Raw genomic sequence first — 14,396 nt, 5'->3', positions numbered from 1 at the left:
TGCAAGCCAAACGTTTAAATTGTGGAGTAAAATATTCAACTCATTTTTTTAACGGCAAACTTGTATAAAAATTGAGTTGAATATGTCTGTTTTTTAGCTGTTAGAGGTTTTCGTTACTAGGCTGTTATGCGTCATCTGACATCGCTAATATAGTAGCAATGTCTAGCGTTTGTGTGTATTGAATAAAGTCGGTTGTTTTTTCTTTGCGCGCTAAAACTGCCATGCGATCGGATAACTCGTTACCTTCAATATTGGCATGACCTTTTACATGGCTAATGGTGATTTTTGTTTTGAGCTCTTGATATAAAGCAAAACATTGCTTTATTAATTCTAGGTTTTTAATTTCTTCGCCTTTACCTCGTGTCCAACCTTTGCTTTGCCAGCCTTTAGCCCATTTAGTAATACAGTCAATAGAGTATTTAGAGTCAGATAATATTTGGACATGTTTTTGTTGTGAGCAGTAACTTTTAGCGAGTTGAAATGCTTTTAACATGCCATTTAACTCTGCGGTGTTGTTGGTGCCGTTTGGTTCATACAAACCATACCAAAGGGAGGTTAACTGTGTTTGATGATAAACCGCTATACCTGTACCAGACTTGCCTGGGTTAGGAGAGCAGGCCCCGTCACAGTAAATGTTAATATCACTCACGCTTACTGATCTTGATGAACTTGCTTTGCTCGAGCTGCTTGCTTTTGATTTTGCATGCTTGGTCGGTGTCGCACTTGTAGACACCGGTTTTTTAGACAAAGACCGATTCATTAATGCTTTTGTATATGTTGATTGATAGGCCGCTTGTGCTTCTGCTTCAGTGGGAAACCCCATAAATTGGGCGTCTGCTCTACCGTCAGTTTGGCTTTTAGCTGCTGGCCATGAGTCATAAATTCCCGGTTTAATACCTTTCCATACCACGTAATATTTTTTACTCATTAACCATTAATCTCTTTATTGTTACTGACAAGCATTGATATCAGTTATTGTAAAAGTATTTTAAAACTAAAGCACGCACTTGTGTTTATCTGTTTCTATTTTAGATAGGTTCAGAAGTTATATTTTTAAAGGCTATAGTCACTATAAGGCTGAATTAGGTGCTTGTTAAATTGCCTGTGTTAGCATTATCTTAATTAATTATATGTAATAAGTGAGCGATTATGCCTTATATAACTCCCGATTTATGCGATCAGTATCCTGACGTTGAAGTGTTTGATCTACTGTTTACCAATTATGGTGGTAAGCAGTCTTTTGGTGGTGAAGTTGTTACCGTTAAGTGTTTTGAGGATAACTCCCTAGTTAAAGAGTTAGTTGCTACACCGGGTCATGGCAAAGTTATGGTGGTTGATGGTGGAGGCTCCTTACGTGCTGCGATGTTAGGGGATATGTTAGCAGAAAAAGCAGTTTATAACGGCTGGCAAGGGTTAATAATTTATGGATGTATTAGAGATATCGATGTTATTAAAACGTTAGATCTAGGCGTACAAGCTTTAAATATTCACCCAAGAAAAACCGAAAAAAGAGGGTTAGGCGATCATAACGTAACGCTTACCTTTGCTGGTGTTACTGTTAAGCCAGGAATGTATGTTTATGCTGATAATAATGGCATTATTTTATCTAAAAAGGCGTTAATCTAATACATGTTGGTAATCGTTATTTCGAGAATAAGGATACCTAAATAGCAAAGTTAACCGAAGCAAATCTTAATTCTAAATAAGCTTGGTTACTCAGTTAAATTTTCATACTAATAACAACAGGGGTACGACGATCTTTTTTATTACGCGACTCTAGCCAGCGTCCTCTGTTGTTTGCGTTGTGTCGGCGATCTTGGCCGGTTCTACGTTCAACCTTGGTTGATTTGTCGTTGAGAGCGACTGTTTGAACATTATCTTTATCTATCTGCTCTGACACTTCTTTTTCTTGTTCATTTAGTGTTGTTAAATGGTAGCGCTTTTTATTCTGGTGCTTAGGATCTTTGGCAGACTTTTCTGAAGTAATAATAGATGCTAATGGTAAAATACGTTGAAGAGAATCCATTCTGTTGCCTTACTTTTTTAACCTTTAATGTTTGTTTTTTCTTGTATTAGTTTAATAAATCGGCAGCAAGGTAAATTAGTTTAATATTTTTTAACTAATGATTTGAAAAATATGAAAGAATAAATGCATTCAGCGGCATTATTAAATAAGGAAAGTGCATGTCTACAGCGACAACAAATGATGTTGTTAAAACGTCTATTCAATCTATAGAACCTGGCGATATATTGAAAAAAGAAATTGATCAAATGGCAAAGTTTTATGACTTAGTTATTGAGTTTTTTTCCAATTATAGCTTCCAGTTAATCGGCGCTTTTATTATTTTTATTTTTGGTTATTTCGTCGCTGGTAAAATTGCCAACGGCGTTCTTAACCTGTGTGAAAAACAAAATCTTGATATTACCTTAAGTCGGTTTTTAGCTAATACCGCAAAAATGGTTATCGTTATAATGATTACCATAGTAGCGTTAGGGAAATTAGGGGTGAGTGTTACGCCATTTATTGCGGCAATTGGTGCTGTTTCATTAGGTGCGGGCTTAGCGTTACAAGGTTTGTTAGCGAACTACGCAGCAGGGTTCAATATTATTATTATTCGCCCGTTTGTCGTTGGTGACACAATAACAGTGCAAAATGTAACGGGTGTAGTTAAAGAAGTATTATTGGCTTACACCATAATTGAAGATCAAGATGATGTTGAAATAACCATCCCTAACAAGCACATTGTTGGTGAGGTACTGCATAACTCTAAACACGACTCATTGCTTGAGCTTCATGTTGGTATTGCATATAAACACAACCCTATTGAAGTAGTAAAACTGTTAAGAGAAACAATCGAAAGTCTTGATATTATTGGCGAGCAAAAGCACCTACAAGTTGGTATCGATGAGTTTTCTGATAACGCTATTACAATCGCTATGAGAGTTTGGACACCAACGATAAATTTATTTGAGGCAAAATACAAAGCATATGAGGCGATTTATTTAGCGTTAGAAAAAGCTGAGATCCATATTCCTTTCCCACAGCGAGATGTGCATATTATCAAGTCAGAGTAATTCTGCTTTGTCGTTCAGCATTTCAACATAGTTTCAACTTTTAAGCGTCAATGTTATAAATTAAAGGTTGAAACTTTAATCGTGGTTTATTGGTTATTCATCAATAAATATAGTTCATTCATCGGTTATCACTTGTCAGTGTTAAAGCTTAGCCTTTAATATGAAGGCTCACTCACTATTTATTTCCTTAATAAGAAACAAGCTAATGAATAAAAATATCAGCACAACTATCGTCAATATCGCGCTTGCGAGTACGTTACTTTTTTCAACTAGTGGCTTAACGGCTGAAAATGACAGTAAAAAGAAAGAAAGTACTTCTAGCTGGCTCAACTTATCGAAAAAAGAGTTAAAAGCTGTTGAAAACTATGCAGTAGAATTTAAAGAATATATTTATAAAACGCCAACAGAATTAACGTTTGTAACAGAGACGGTAAAGCGTGTAGAAAAACAAGGGTTTAAACGACTTACAGAAAAAAGCAACTTAAAACCCGGTGCACGATTTTATGACGTAAACCGCGATCGTACCATCTCGTTAATGGTTATTGGTAAAAAGGGGTTAACTGAAGGTACTCGTATCGTTGGTGCTCATATTGATTCACCTCGCTTAGAGTTAAAAGGCCGCCCATTATATGAAAAACAGAAATTTGCCCTGTTTCAAACGTATATTCATGGTGGAATTAAAAACTATCAATGGGTTAATATTCCGTTAGCGCTTGTTGGTCGTGTTGATAAAAAAGACGGCACGGTCGTTAATATTTCTATGGGATTTAACGATGATGAACCTATTTTAATTGTGCCAGATTTAGCCCCCCATGTAGATCAAGATTATCGTAAACGCGCTAACCGTGAAGTGATTAAAAAAGAAGAGCTTGATGTTATTATTGCTGCTAAGCCTAGCTTTGAACAATCGATGAAAGAGCAGGTCAGCCAATTTCTTAAAAATGAATATAATATTTCGATTGAAGATTTAGTATCAGCTGAACTTGCGTTAATTCCAGCGACTAAACCTCGAGATGTTGGTTTTGATCGCTCAATGATTGCTGCTTATGGTCAAGACGATAAAGTCGCGGCGATTGCAGCAGTAAAAGCAATTTCTGAACAAAAAACACCTGAGTATACCGCTATTGCTTTTTTAGTTGATAACGAGGAAATTGGCAATAAAAACAATACAGGGGCCGGTTCGAGCTATTTAGTCGATTTATTAAGTGAAATGCTCTTTATCCAAAAAGGTAATAAATACAACGATTATCTACTTCGTAAAGTGCTGCGCAATACCAAAGTTATTTCGACTGATGTTAACCCTGGTGTAAACCCTAATTTTCCGGGTGTTTGGGAATTAGGTAATGCGCCTCGCTTAGGTGATGGAGTTAACTTAAAACTTTATGGTGGTGGTTTTAATGCTAATTCAGAATACATGGCGTGGACACGCAATTATTTAGATAATGCCAATATTAAGTGGCAAACGTCTACCTACAAAGGTAAAGCTTCTGGTGGCACTATAGGTAGTGATTTATCGAATGATAATATGGATGTTATCGATTTTGGTATTCCGGTTTTATCTATTCACTCGCCTTATGCAGTGAGCTCAAAAGTAGATTTATATGCTTTATATCAAGCGATGTCTGTTTTTTATCAAGAAAAATAACTTATAATAAAGAGATTAGAATCTCAAAGCCGCACACTTAACTCAAGAGTTTAGCTGTGCGGCTTATTATATTTTGTTAAGCGAAGAAATTGTTCATGAATGCTGTTCAGCAACTCTATCAATACCGAGTAAGCCTAAGTACCACCACTTATAAAAGCAGAGGACAAAGAGTTATTCGCTGTGAACTCTGTCGTTTAGCTCAAACCCATTGTGTGTGTAGCATTTCTCCTACAAAGGTATCTGCTGATATTGTTCAAAAAAGTCAAGCTGACAGCGGCTTAGATTCAAGCGCTGGTTTTCTTTTACTGATGTACGACACCGAAGTAATGAAGCCAAGTAATACCGGAAAGTTAATTGCTGATCTTGTCAAAGATACTTATGCTTTTTTATGGTCAAGAACGGTTGAAAACCCAGAGTTATTGGCGGTGTTAGCTGATAAACAATGGCAACCTTATGTCGTTTTTCCTGCACAATACGCTCAAGAAAACCAGCAAGTGATTCAAAAAAAAGTAGTGTGCCCAGAAGGAAAAAGACCGCTTTTTATTATGTTAGATGGTAGCTGGCGAGAAGCGAAAAAAATGTTTCGTAAAAGCCCATATTTAGCTGGTTTTCCTATCGTCTCATTTGATCCTCAACTTGCATTACCTGACATGGTTGAAAATGAAAAGTTAACTTCGAGATATCAAATCCGGTTATCGAGTGTTGACAATCAATTTGCAACGGCTGAAGTCGCCGCTCGCGTACTGGCAATGGCAGGCGAGCCCCAAAGAGCACAATTATTAGATTTATGGTTTGATGTTTATAGCTACCAATATCAAAAAAGTGTTTGCCAAACCAATAAGGGTAACCCACAAGCAATCGATAATTACCAAGCTTATATAAAAGAAATAACTAATTAATCTAACTTAGGCTATTCATTTCAAGGCATTAAATGATGCTTTTCATCGACAACCAATTGTTTTAAATAATCCCAAACAGTAGATACGTGTGAAAGCCGCTTACTTTCTGGGTGGGTAATTAACCAAAAACTGCGAACAATATTTATTTCATCAGGAAAGACTTTAACAAGTTCATCGCTTTTGTCTTTGAGAAAACAGGGCAGAATACCGATACCTAAGCCACTTTTAATCGCATTGTATTGACTAATAATGCTGGTACTACTTAATGTTGGTGTTATTGGTTTAGCAAGTAGGCTATTGAGTTCTTTTGAGTACGATAGCTCATCGGTAAATAACAAGTTATCGACATAGCTCACCCACTGTTGCTCTGCTAAATTAGACAGTTTTATTGTTGGATTGTTCGCTAAATATGAGGGGTGTGCATAAAGCTGTAGCTGATAATCACAAAGTTTATTAACGATCATTGAAGTGCTTTTAGGTCGTTCTACCGCAATGGCTATATCGGCTTCGTTTCGGCTAATTTTAACAAAACGAGAAAAGTGTAATAAGTCGAGTTGAATATTAGGATAGCCTTGTTGAAGTTTTGCTAAGTTGGCGGCAATAAAATAACTACCAAAAGCTTCTGTAACGCCAATCCGCACTTTACCACAGTTTTTTTGGTGACTATTTTTAATCCCTTCAAGCGCTTGTTGAGCATTTTTCTCCATTTGTGTTGCACACAGTAATAGTTTTTCGCCATCAACTGTCAATATATGTCCATCAACTGTACGTTCAAACAATTGACTCACTAGTTGCTCTTCAAGTTTATGTAGGCGTCGTGAAACTGTAGAGGTGTCTAAGTCTAGCCGTTTAGCTGCAATAGATAGTCGTTCAGTTCGAGCAACTTCTAAAAATATTTTTACGTCATCCCAATTCATTTCAATATTTTACAAAAACAGGAGGGTGTTGTAAATATGCAATGAATATTGCATTTGTGCTTGTTGTTCTTGAGCCAATAAAAGCCTACCTTTGTTTGATAAAATTCTATACTTGTTTGCACAGTTCCTGTTCAGACAGATTATTATGAGGCTTCCCTATGAGCGTTACAGCAATGAACATTAAAGAAATTCCGTTAATTATTAACGGTGAGAGAGTTAGTTCAAAAACCAATGATTGGTTAGATGTTTTAAATCCTGCAACACAAGAAGTAGTTGCTCGTGTGCCTATGGCTACTCCAGAAGAAGTGAATGCCGCAGTAAGTTCTGCACAACAAGCATTTAAATCTTGGTCGCAAGTATCCCTTACTAACCGTATGCGTATTATGGTTACTTTTGCACACTTGGTGCGTGAAAACACTCAGGAGCTGGCAGAGCTAGTTACTCTAGAGCATGGTAAAACGTTACCTGATGCAGAGGGTGAAGTAGGGCGTGCCTTAGAAGCAATTGAAAATGCTTGTTCTGTCACTCGCCTGCAATTAGGAGATATGGGGAATAATGTTGCCACAGGTGTCGACACTTATACGTTAAATAAACCTATTGGTGTTGGTTTGGGGATCACCGCCTTTAACTTTCCATTAATGTTACCTGCCTTTATGTTTCCACCTGCACTCGCTTGTGGTAACACGTTTGTTTTAAAACCTTCTGAGCAGGCGCCATCATCAACTATTCGCTTTGTTGAGCTAGCTTTAGAGGCAGGTATTCCTGCTGGTGTATTAAATGTTGTGCATGGCGGACCGGATGTGGTTAATGCGTTAATTGAACATGAAAATGTTAAAGCAGTTTCTTTTATTGGTTCAACGAATGTCGGTACACATGTTTATAACCACGCCAGTAAATATGGTAAACGTGCACAAGCGATGATGGGCGCGAAAAATCACATGGTAATCATGGGCGATGCTAACAAAGATCGCGCTATTAACGATTTATTAGGTTCAGCGTTCGGTGCTGCAGGACAACGTTGTATGGCAAATCCTGTCACTATTTTAGTGGGAGAGGCAAGAAATTGGTTGCCTGAAATTGTTGAACGCACAAAATTAATGAAAGTAGGGCCGGGCTCGCAACGTGATGCTGATTTAGGCCCTGTTGTGTCGCCTCAAGCGAAAAAACGCATTATTAGCATACTCGACAGCGGTGTTGAGCAGGGCGCAACTTTATTAGTTGATGGTCGAAACTGTGAGGTTGAAGGTTATCCTAATGGTAATTTTGTTGGACCGACAATGTTTAGCAAAGTAACAACGGATATGGACATTTATAACAAAGAAATTTTTGGTCCAGCTTTATGTGTATTGGAGGCTGAAACACTTGAGGAGGCAATTGAAATTATCAATGCTAATCCTAACGGTAATGGGACTTCTATTTTTACTTCTTCAGGGTGGACAGCACGTAAATTTGAAAACGATATTGATGTCGGGCAAGTTGGTATTAATGTGCCGATTCCTGTACCTGTTGCCTTTTTTAGCTTTACTGGTTCACGCGCATCAAAGTTAGGTGACTTAGGACCGAATGGTAAACAAGTTGTAAGCTTTTGGACTCATACTAAATCAGTTACGGCGCGTTGGTTTGAACCTGATCATCAAGACGGCTCAGAAGTTCATACCACTATCAGTATGAAATAAAGGCATTAATACCAATATTACAAACTATTTGGTCATTTTACTTGCAAATAAAGTGGAGCAACTAATTAACCTGAACTCGGTTTAAGAGATGGTTAACAGTTTGAAAAATAGATAAATAATTATTTTACTCCACTCTAGCTTGATAGTTTTTCTTAATTCAAGGCAAATTTCGCGTCAATAGCTGGCCTATTGCAAGAAATTTAACGAAGAAGTAAGGAAAAATAGCTGCTAGAGAAATATTTGTTAAGCCGAGCTTAGGTTAATTAATGAAATTGGTATAAATTACTGTTTAAACTAGCATCAAAAAACAGCAAATTATGCTGTTTTTTTATGTCTTGGAAAGGGAGTTTGAGCAATATGATAAATAAAAAGTGGCGTCCTCGGCGGGAGTCGAACCCACGACATCGCCCTTAGGAGGGGCGCACTCTATCCAGCTGAGTTACGAAGACGTTTAATAGGATTTAAGTCTGTGTATTATATATAAATAAAACAAAATGCCTAGCCTAAAAATATAAATTTCAGACAAGGCATTTTATTTTAATAGGGTTAAATCCTCGATAGCTTTAATCGTCGCTGTTATTTACAAAAGTAATCGTGGTATTAATATCGCACAGCTAAATCATTAATTTGAATATTACCTAATAAGCTTGCATCAGGTGTCACCGCTGTTGCACTGTGTTGCAAGGTGCTAGTAACTTTAACTTTATAATCGCTCACTTCAAAACCGGCATAAACAATGCCCACATCACTTTTAAAAGTACTTTTGTGTAGTAAAGTAAATTCATCGCCAACTTTAACGCCATGTCTTTTACCTAAATTGAAAGTAATATTGTTTCCCGACACTCTAACTATTTTAGCTTGAGTGGGTTCACACATAATATTATCGTCAATATCTTTTGCTAAGCTATTAAGCGTATTATCAATCATGGTGCCATAATCACTTTGCCAAAACGTTTGGCTATATACATCAACGGTTTCACGTTTATCAAAAGTCCATAAAGCAGCATCTTTGTACTCTTTTTCAAACGTTAACTCACCACTGGTGCCATTGTAGATATAAATTGTGATGGCAAAGTTGCGTGAAAAAATATCAGATTGCCAAAATTGCCAATTATTTATTGCTGTATTCGAGAAAGAAATATCGGTGATTTCTGAATAGAGAATGTAGTGGCTATCTGTTCTGTCAGCTAAGGAGGTTGACAGCTTTTTAATCGTTTCAAATTCCATACTTTTATTTAATCGTGAAAATTCATTAATGTTCTTATTAAGTAATTTTGCATCAATATAACGACTGTTAGATTTGAGTTTACTCGATAATAAATTGGTTGTTGATTTTCCTAATGGGTAAACACCGCCAATATTGGCTTGTTCTCGGTGCAGTAATTTACTTCGTGTCATTAATAAGCTTTTACGAAAATCAGCAGAGAAGCATTGTTTTTCTTGTGGAATAATATCGGCTCTAATAGTTACCGTTACTTTATTATTAGTGTGTACTTCATCAATTAACTCTATCGCATTAACAGTTCCGCTAGCGCGAATGCTTATTTCATCTTGAGTTAATAAACCATTGACGACTTGTTGTATGCTTGAAACCGAAGCACCAGCAACTAACAGCGCTTTTTTCAACGCATTTTCCATCGCTTTTACCCGAGCACTTTCTATATTGTCTTGTTCAATAATTGCTTGGCCTTGCGTTTCGTAGAGTTGCGCCGAAGCAGAAAAACTGAACGCGACTACAATAAATGATAAACAAAGAGTGGGTAAAACGTTAAACCATAAGCGCATAGGGTTATCCATTAATATTATTGGTTCGACTTCTGCATTTTCATCTGCATCTGTAACTTTTTTGCATTAAAACGTTAATGTATTGGTTTGAATGCGATGTTAACTTAGCACGGCGTAAACTAACAATTAACTGTCTATTTTATTACTGTAAGGCACAATGCATTATTTGTGCCTGATTATTTTTTTACGTTTAGATGTTGTTATTGTGGCGCGATATATGCATTTAAATACCACAAGTTATCGGCGTTATTATAACTATCGTCGAACGAATTAATTTTAACCTTGAGGAGCGCCTCCATGAAAAAGTGGCTTATTCTACCTATATTATTGTCATTAGCTTCATGCACTATGATGGAAGAAGAAGATTTTTATCATAAAGACCAACAGGCTAGAGAAGAGATAGACAGCTATGATCTTCCTCGACATGCTATTAACGATGTGGTGAAAGGTTTGGCTTATCAGATGCTAGAGAGTAGCTCCTTTGTTAATGCAAAAACTCCAGTTGCTGTGGCGTCGTTCGTTAATATTAAAGACTTAGAGTCAACCAATTGGTTAGGTAATCAATTGGCGGAAAGTTTTGTTCACGAACTACAACGCCATGGGTTAATTATTGTTGATTTTAAAACAACGGGTCATATTAGAGTAACTGCTGACGGAGATTATGTCTTTAGTCGCGACTGGCAAGAACTGCCTGAACGTCAGATTATTGACTATGTTGTCGCAGGGACCATGATTGAACAAAAAGATGGCGTTTTGGTTAATGCACGTATGATTGGTATTAAATCGAAAGTTGTTGTAGCGACTGCACAGTCATTTATTCCTGCTTGGGTTATTGGCGATGAATTAACTCACCAGAAAAACATTAACAATAATGTCAAAATGAAAGATGGCATGATCATCAGAAGCAGCGCAATGTTGTCAGAAGATGAACGTGCAGTTCAAATTCAACAGTAGGTGATTTATGATGCGAAAATTATCAACTAAAATTCTTTGTGCTTTGAGCTTATCGGCAACTATTATTTTGATGAATGGCTGTACTTCAAGCAAAGACAAGCATATTCAATGGCAACGTGTTAAACCTGATGTTTTCCCTGTTATTTTGGGGATTGGTTATGCGCCAATTAGCTTACAAAAATCAGAGCATGAAACGCAACGTATGTTAATGGCAATAAGTGCGTCTAAAGTTGCCGCTTATGCTGAGCTGGCAGAACAAGTATACGGACAACAAGTTAGTGCTAACATGACAGTGGCAGACTTATTGGTGGAAGACAATCAGTTAAGTAGTTCTGTTAAAGGCTTAATACGTGGCGCTAAAGTAGTGAAAAGTTATCCTGTTGGTGATGTTTACACTACAGAGTTAAGTTTAGATTTTGAAAAAGTATATCAACTGTATTTAGCCAGCAGTAATAATAAAGAAATAAAAGAAGTTCGCTATTTTTAGGTTAACGATAGTAAACTAACGAATATCCATCTCATTAATTAGGTGATCTATTTAATGAGATTGCTATAAACAGTGAATGATAAAAAAGTAAGCAGAACTGCTTACTTTTTTTGTTTATTGACTAGTCTATTTATTTCAACTTAGGTAGTTAATTTATTAGCCTAATTTATTAGCCTAAGTTATTCAGCCTCAGTTCTTCAGACTAAGTTTTTTAATCTAAGCTTTTAAGTCTAAACTACTTAACCCTGCGCTTTTCTTACCTTTACCGTCATAGGTTATAGCTGACTTATTATGATTTTCTAGCAGACTGGTTTTCATGCGTTCAACAGCAAGTTGAGACTGCTCAATAATTTGGCCATTTATAAAGTTAAGCTCTTGGCAATGAGTTAATCGGACTTTTATTTCTTCAAGTTCTTGTTGAAACAGTCCCGCAGCTTTATTTTGAGCAAACTCTGTATGCACACTGAGCACGGAGTCTAGAGATTGGATTTCAATTAATAATAGATTTTTTTGCTGGCTAACTTCAATTAAAGCATCAGGATTATGCTGTTGAAGTATTTCTTTTTCAGTGGTTAATAAACTTTCTAAAGTTAGCAATTGTGTTAACTGTTTTTCAACCAGTTGTTGGGCAGTTTGTTCTGTCGTCATTGAGGATTAACCTATAGTACTTAGTCGCTATATAGATATTACAGGTTAAACAAAGATGAATAACAACAACTAAATAGCGTTAAGTCAGTTTAAATTCAAAATTAGCAATACTTGCAGCTAATTTCTCCGGATTAATTTTATAGTCACCAGAAGCAATCGCTTTTTGTAGCTGCTCAATCTTCTTTTGATTAATTGCAGGCTCTGCGCTTGCTTTTTTCTGCAACTCATTAAGCTGTTTAGCTTGCGGTGTAATAGATACTGAATCTTGGCTTGAACGTTTAGTTTGTTCAGTATTATTCAGTGTTTGTGTTGCTTTTTGTTTAACATCACTGTGTTGCTCAAGCTTTTGTTTAACTTGTGTGGTGTTATTCAAGTTGTTGATATTTATAGCCATAATAAATTCCTGTGGCGATTAAGTATTTTTCATCTACCTTGTTATCGGCTAGAGGGTAGATAACTTAAGCTAAATTATAAATTAATTACCACTTTGTTAATAGCCTTTACTTGAGCAGTAATTATTTTACCACTCTGTTTATTTTTTACATTAATTTGTTCGCCAATATTACCACTGCTCAATGCTTCGCCATTGGTTTTAATAGTGAAGTTTTTTGACTGAGCAATAATGGCAACTTGAGAGCCTTCACAAACAATACAAATGTTTCTTAAGGTTAACAACTGCCCCTTGTTCACTCTTCTTTCGGATTTCGTGCCGATAACTTTATTAAGGTCTGTTAAAAATGTACCTCGAATTTTATAGCTATCTTTATAGGCTAATTTCACGTGTGATTTATCTAATAAAGTGCCTTTGTTTATCGATTTTTTAGCGACTATAACTGGTAGCATTGTATTTATTTTTGCGGCTAAATAAATATGCCAGGGTGTTGAATCATCACAACTTATTTTAATATTTACGTTTCTACCATTAAAGTTTTGCGGTATATTTGCTTTTAATTGGGTTTCACAATCATCGAACTCTACTCTTGGATCAATATTAGCGACTTTTATCGTTAGTTTTCCGTTAGGAGGAGAGGCAATATTTTCTATTAAATAATTTTTTGCAAAGCTCTCAATATAGGCATTATCGGTCTTTGCCTCGATAGTTTTCGATAAAAATACTAGAGTTATTGTTAAAAATGTTATAAAAATCTTAATATTGCTCATATTTTTCACAATCTATTTTAGGTAAATTTGAATACTCGTCTATGCTTTAATATAGGCGTAAGCTAAGCTAATGAGAGTACGTTTAATTATATAAATCTAAGTGTCAAAAAAAAGACACTTACGATACTCTTACTTTTATAATCAAGAACTGTGCCGATGTATTATAATCTGTGCAGTCTACAACGAGGTTTATATGGCAGGTATTCTAGACTCCGTAAATCAACGCACCCAAATGGTGGGACAAAATAGACTTGAGCTCTTGCTATTTAAGTTAGTTGGTCGTCAGCGTTATGGTATTAACGTCTTTAAAGTGAGAGAGGTTTTACAATGCCCCAAATTAACTTCACTTCCCAAGCAAGATAAATACATTAAAGGGATAGCGCACATACGTGGTCAAACTATTTCGGTTATCGACTTAAGTAAAGCTACAGGGGGGTCTCCTATAACCGACATGACCGACAGCTTTATTATTATTGCTGAATATAACCGTAGTGTGCAGGGGTTTTTAGTAGCTGGAGTTGAGCGCATAGTCACCCTAAGCTGGAAAGATATAATGCCGCCTCCAGAAGGTGCGGGTAAATCGAGTTACTTAACCGCTGTTACAGAAATTGAAAATGAAATGGTGTCTATTTTAGATGTCGAAAAAATTCTTAATGAAATAAGCCCTGTTTCTACTGAATTAAGCGAAAACGTTGCTGATGAAAGTGTAGGTAGTGATTTAGGTGATAAGTTAGTGATGATCGCTGATGACTCAACCGTTGCTCGAAATCAAGTAAAGCGTGCTTTAACGCCATTGGGTATTAATATGATATTGGCTAAAAATGGTCAAGATGCGTTAGATCAATTACAAGCGATTGAAGCAACATGTGAAAACGGTATTAGTGATAAAGTCGCCTTACTTATTTCTGATATTGAAATGCCTGAGATGGATGGTTACACCTTAACAGCTGAAGTTAAAGCAAATGAACGAATGCGAGATATGCCTATTATTTTACATACTTCTTTAAGTGGTGTTTTTAATAATGCGATGGTTGAAAAAGTGGGAGCCAATGACTTTATCCCTAAGTTTCATCCTGACGAATTAGCCACAGCAGTTAAAAAATGGTTGAAAATGGATTCTGATGAATAACTAAAACCTAGTATTAGTGT

Annotated in this window: 15 protein-coding genes and 1 tRNA gene; 8 read left to right on the top strand and 8 right to left on the bottom strand. The window is 36.3% G+C overall.

Annotated elements, in window-relative coordinates:
* Nucleotides 1–124 precede the first annotated feature (124 nt).
* Nucleotides 125–928: a ribonuclease H family protein gene (locus AC27G3_RS04070; protein WP_487119044.1), complete on the bottom strand. Its 804-nt coding sequence runs from the start codon at nt 926–928 to the stop codon at nt 125–127.
* Nucleotides 929–1,149: 221 nt separating this feature from the next.
* Here AC27G3_RS04070 and AC27G3_RS04065 point away from each other — a divergent pair, with 221 nt between their 5' ends.
* On the top strand, nt 1,150–1,626 hold the full coding sequence (locus AC27G3_RS04065; protein WP_487119042.1) for a putative 4-hydroxy-4-methyl-2-oxoglutarate aldolase: 477 nt from the start codon (nt 1,150–1,152) through the stop codon (nt 1,624–1,626).
* 94 nt (nt 1,627–1,720) lie between these two features.
* Here AC27G3_RS04065 and AC27G3_RS04060 read toward each other — a convergent pair whose 3' ends face one another.
* Entirely contained in the window at nt 1,721–2,026 is a 306-nt protein-coding gene (locus AC27G3_RS04060; protein WP_487119040.1) for a hypothetical protein, read from the bottom strand.
* A 158-nt stretch (nt 2,027–2,184) separates the two neighbouring features.
* Between AC27G3_RS04060 and AC27G3_RS04055 the strand changes: the two genes are divergently transcribed.
* The 3 genes from AC27G3_RS04055 (at nt 2,185) to AC27G3_RS04045 (ending at nt 5,619) form a co-directional block, all read left to right on the top strand.
* On the top strand, nt 2,185–3,075 hold the full coding sequence (locus tag AC27G3_RS04055; protein ID WP_487119038.1) for a mechanosensitive ion channel family protein: 891 nt from the start codon (nt 2,185–2,187) through the stop codon (nt 3,073–3,075).
* Nucleotides 3,076–3,280: 205 nt separating this feature from the next.
* Nucleotides 3,281–4,720, top strand: coding sequence for a zinc-binding metallopeptidase family protein (locus AC27G3_RS04050; RefSeq protein WP_487119036.1), 1,440 nt, complete (start codon nt 3,281–3,283; stop codon nt 4,718–4,720).
* Nucleotides 4,721–4,815: 95 nt separating this feature from the next.
* A complete protein-coding gene (locus AC27G3_RS04045) occupies nt 4,816–5,619 on the top strand; it encodes a tRNA-uridine aminocarboxypropyltransferase (protein WP_487119034.1) in 804 nt (267 codons plus the stop codon).
* A 20-nt stretch (nt 5,620–5,639) separates the two neighbouring features.
* Here AC27G3_RS04045 and AC27G3_RS04040 read toward each other — a convergent pair whose 3' ends face one another.
* Nucleotides 5,640–6,536: a LysR family transcriptional regulator gene (locus tag AC27G3_RS04040; RefSeq protein WP_487119032.1), complete on the bottom strand. Its 897-nt coding sequence runs from the start codon at nt 6,534–6,536 to the stop codon at nt 5,640–5,642.
* Nucleotides 6,537–6,709: 173 nt separating this feature from the next.
* Between AC27G3_RS04040 and AC27G3_RS04035 the strand changes: the two genes are divergently transcribed.
* Nucleotides 6,710–8,212 carry a CoA-acylating methylmalonate-semialdehyde dehydrogenase gene (locus tag AC27G3_RS04035; protein ID WP_487119376.1) on the top strand — a complete coding sequence of 501 codons (1,503 nt, stop codon included), beginning with the start codon at nt 6,710–6,712 and terminating at the stop codon, nt 8,210–8,212.
* Nucleotides 8,213–8,584: 372 nt separating this feature from the next.
* On the opposite strand, the gene AC27G3_RS04030 is transcribed toward AC27G3_RS04035, so the two are convergent.
* Both AC27G3_RS04030 and AC27G3_RS04025 read right to left on the bottom strand, forming a co-directional pair.
* Nucleotides 8,585–8,661: transfer RNA gene (locus AC27G3_RS04030), tRNA-Arg, on the bottom strand.
* A 151-nt stretch (nt 8,662–8,812) separates the two neighbouring features.
* Nucleotides 8,813–9,997, bottom strand: coding sequence for a flagellar assembly protein T N-terminal domain-containing protein (locus AC27G3_RS04025; protein ID WP_487119030.1), 1,185 nt, complete (start codon nt 9,995–9,997; stop codon nt 8,813–8,815).
* Nucleotides 9,998–10,294: 297 nt separating this feature from the next.
* Between AC27G3_RS04025 and AC27G3_RS04020 the strand changes: the two genes are divergently transcribed.
* Nucleotides 10,295–10,951: a FlgO family outer membrane protein gene (locus AC27G3_RS04020; protein WP_487119028.1), complete on the top strand. Its 657-nt coding sequence runs from the start codon at nt 10,295–10,297 to the stop codon at nt 10,949–10,951.
* Nucleotides 10,952–10,958: 7 nt separating this feature from the next.
* Nucleotides 10,959–11,438, top strand: coding sequence for an LPP20 family lipoprotein (locus AC27G3_RS04015; RefSeq protein WP_487119026.1), 480 nt, complete (start codon nt 10,959–10,961; stop codon nt 11,436–11,438).
* Nucleotides 11,439–11,654: 216 nt separating this feature from the next.
* Here AC27G3_RS04015 and flgN read toward each other — a convergent pair whose 3' ends face one another.
* The 3 genes from flgN to flgA form a co-directional block, all read right to left on the bottom strand.
* Nucleotides 11,655–12,086 carry a flagellar export chaperone FlgN gene (flgN, locus tag AC27G3_RS04010; RefSeq protein ID WP_487119024.1) on the bottom strand — a complete coding sequence of 144 codons (432 nt, stop codon included), beginning with the start codon at nt 12,084–12,086 and terminating at the stop codon, nt 11,655–11,657.
* Nucleotides 12,087–12,165: 79 nt separating this feature from the next.
* Nucleotides 12,166–12,480, bottom strand: a complete 315-nt coding sequence (flgM, locus tag AC27G3_RS04005) for a flagellar biosynthesis anti-sigma factor FlgM (protein WP_487119022.1) — start codon at nt 12,478–12,480, stop codon at nt 12,166–12,168.
* A 74-nt stretch (nt 12,481–12,554) separates the two neighbouring features.
* Nucleotides 12,555–13,247 carry a flagellar basal body P-ring formation chaperone FlgA gene (flgA, locus tag AC27G3_RS04000; protein ID WP_487119020.1) on the bottom strand — a complete coding sequence of 231 codons (693 nt, stop codon included), beginning with the start codon at nt 13,245–13,247 and terminating at the stop codon, nt 12,555–12,557.
* 193 nt (nt 13,248–13,440) lie between these two features.
* On the opposite strand from flgA, the gene AC27G3_RS03995 reads away from it, so the two are divergent.
* Nucleotides 13,441–14,376, top strand: a complete 936-nt coding sequence (locus AC27G3_RS03995; RefSeq protein WP_487119018.1) for a chemotaxis protein — start codon at nt 13,441–13,443, stop codon at nt 14,374–14,376.
* Nucleotides 14,377–14,396 lie beyond the last annotated feature (20 nt).

The sequence above is a fragment of the Colwellia sp. SU-HH01217 genome, assembly GCF_057543495.1.
Note: the sequence above shows the minus strand (reverse complement) of the source record. Positions and strands in the feature narration are given on the sequence as shown.

Excerpts from the sequence above, each read along its gene's own strand:
- AC27G3_RS04070 (WP_487119044.1), bottom strand. The coding sequence starts at position 928 with ATGAGTAAAAAATATTACGTGGTATGGAAAGGTATTAAACCGGGAATT.
- AC27G3_RS04065 (WP_487119042.1), top strand. The coding sequence starts at position 1,150 with ATGCCTTATATAACTCCCGATTTATGCGATCAGTATCCTGACGTTGAA.
- AC27G3_RS04060 (WP_487119040.1), bottom strand. The coding sequence starts at position 2,026 with ATGGATTCTCTTCAACGTATTTTACCATTAGCATCTATTATTACTTCA.
- AC27G3_RS04055 (WP_487119038.1), top strand. The coding sequence starts at position 2,185 with ATGTCTACAGCGACAACAAATGATGTTGTTAAAACGTCTATTCAATCT.
- AC27G3_RS04050 (WP_487119036.1), top strand. The coding sequence starts at position 3,281 with ATGAATAAAAATATCAGCACAACTATCGTCAATATCGCGCTTGCGAGT.
- AC27G3_RS04045 (WP_487119034.1), top strand. The coding sequence starts at position 4,816 with ATGAATGCTGTTCAGCAACTCTATCAATACCGAGTAAGCCTAAGTACC.
- AC27G3_RS04040 (WP_487119032.1), bottom strand. The coding sequence starts at position 6,536 with ATGAATTGGGATGACGTAAAAATATTTTTAGAAGTTGCTCGAACTGAA.
- AC27G3_RS04035 (WP_487119376.1), top strand. The coding sequence starts at position 6,710 with ATGAACATTAAAGAAATTCCGTTAATTATTAACGGTGAGAGAGTTAGT.
- AC27G3_RS04025 (WP_487119030.1), bottom strand. The coding sequence starts at position 9,997 with ATGCGCTTATGGTTTAACGTTTTACCCACTCTTTGTTTATCATTTATT.
- AC27G3_RS04020 (WP_487119028.1), top strand. The coding sequence starts at position 10,295 with ATGAAAAAGTGGCTTATTCTACCTATATTATTGTCATTAGCTTCATGC.
- AC27G3_RS04015 (WP_487119026.1), top strand. The coding sequence starts at position 10,959 with ATGATGCGAAAATTATCAACTAAAATTCTTTGTGCTTTGAGCTTATCG.
- flgN (WP_487119024.1), bottom strand. The coding sequence starts at position 12,086 with ATGACGACAGAACAAACTGCCCAACAACTGGTTGAAAAACAGTTAACA.
- flgM (WP_487119022.1), bottom strand. The coding sequence starts at position 12,480 with ATGGCTATAAATATCAACAACTTGAATAACACCACACAAGTTAAACAA.
- flgA (WP_487119020.1), bottom strand. The coding sequence starts at position 13,247 with ATGAGCAATATTAAGATTTTTATAACATTTTTAACAATAACTCTAGTA.
- AC27G3_RS03995 (WP_487119018.1), top strand. The coding sequence starts at position 13,441 with ATGGCAGGTATTCTAGACTCCGTAAATCAACGCACCCAAATGGTGGGA.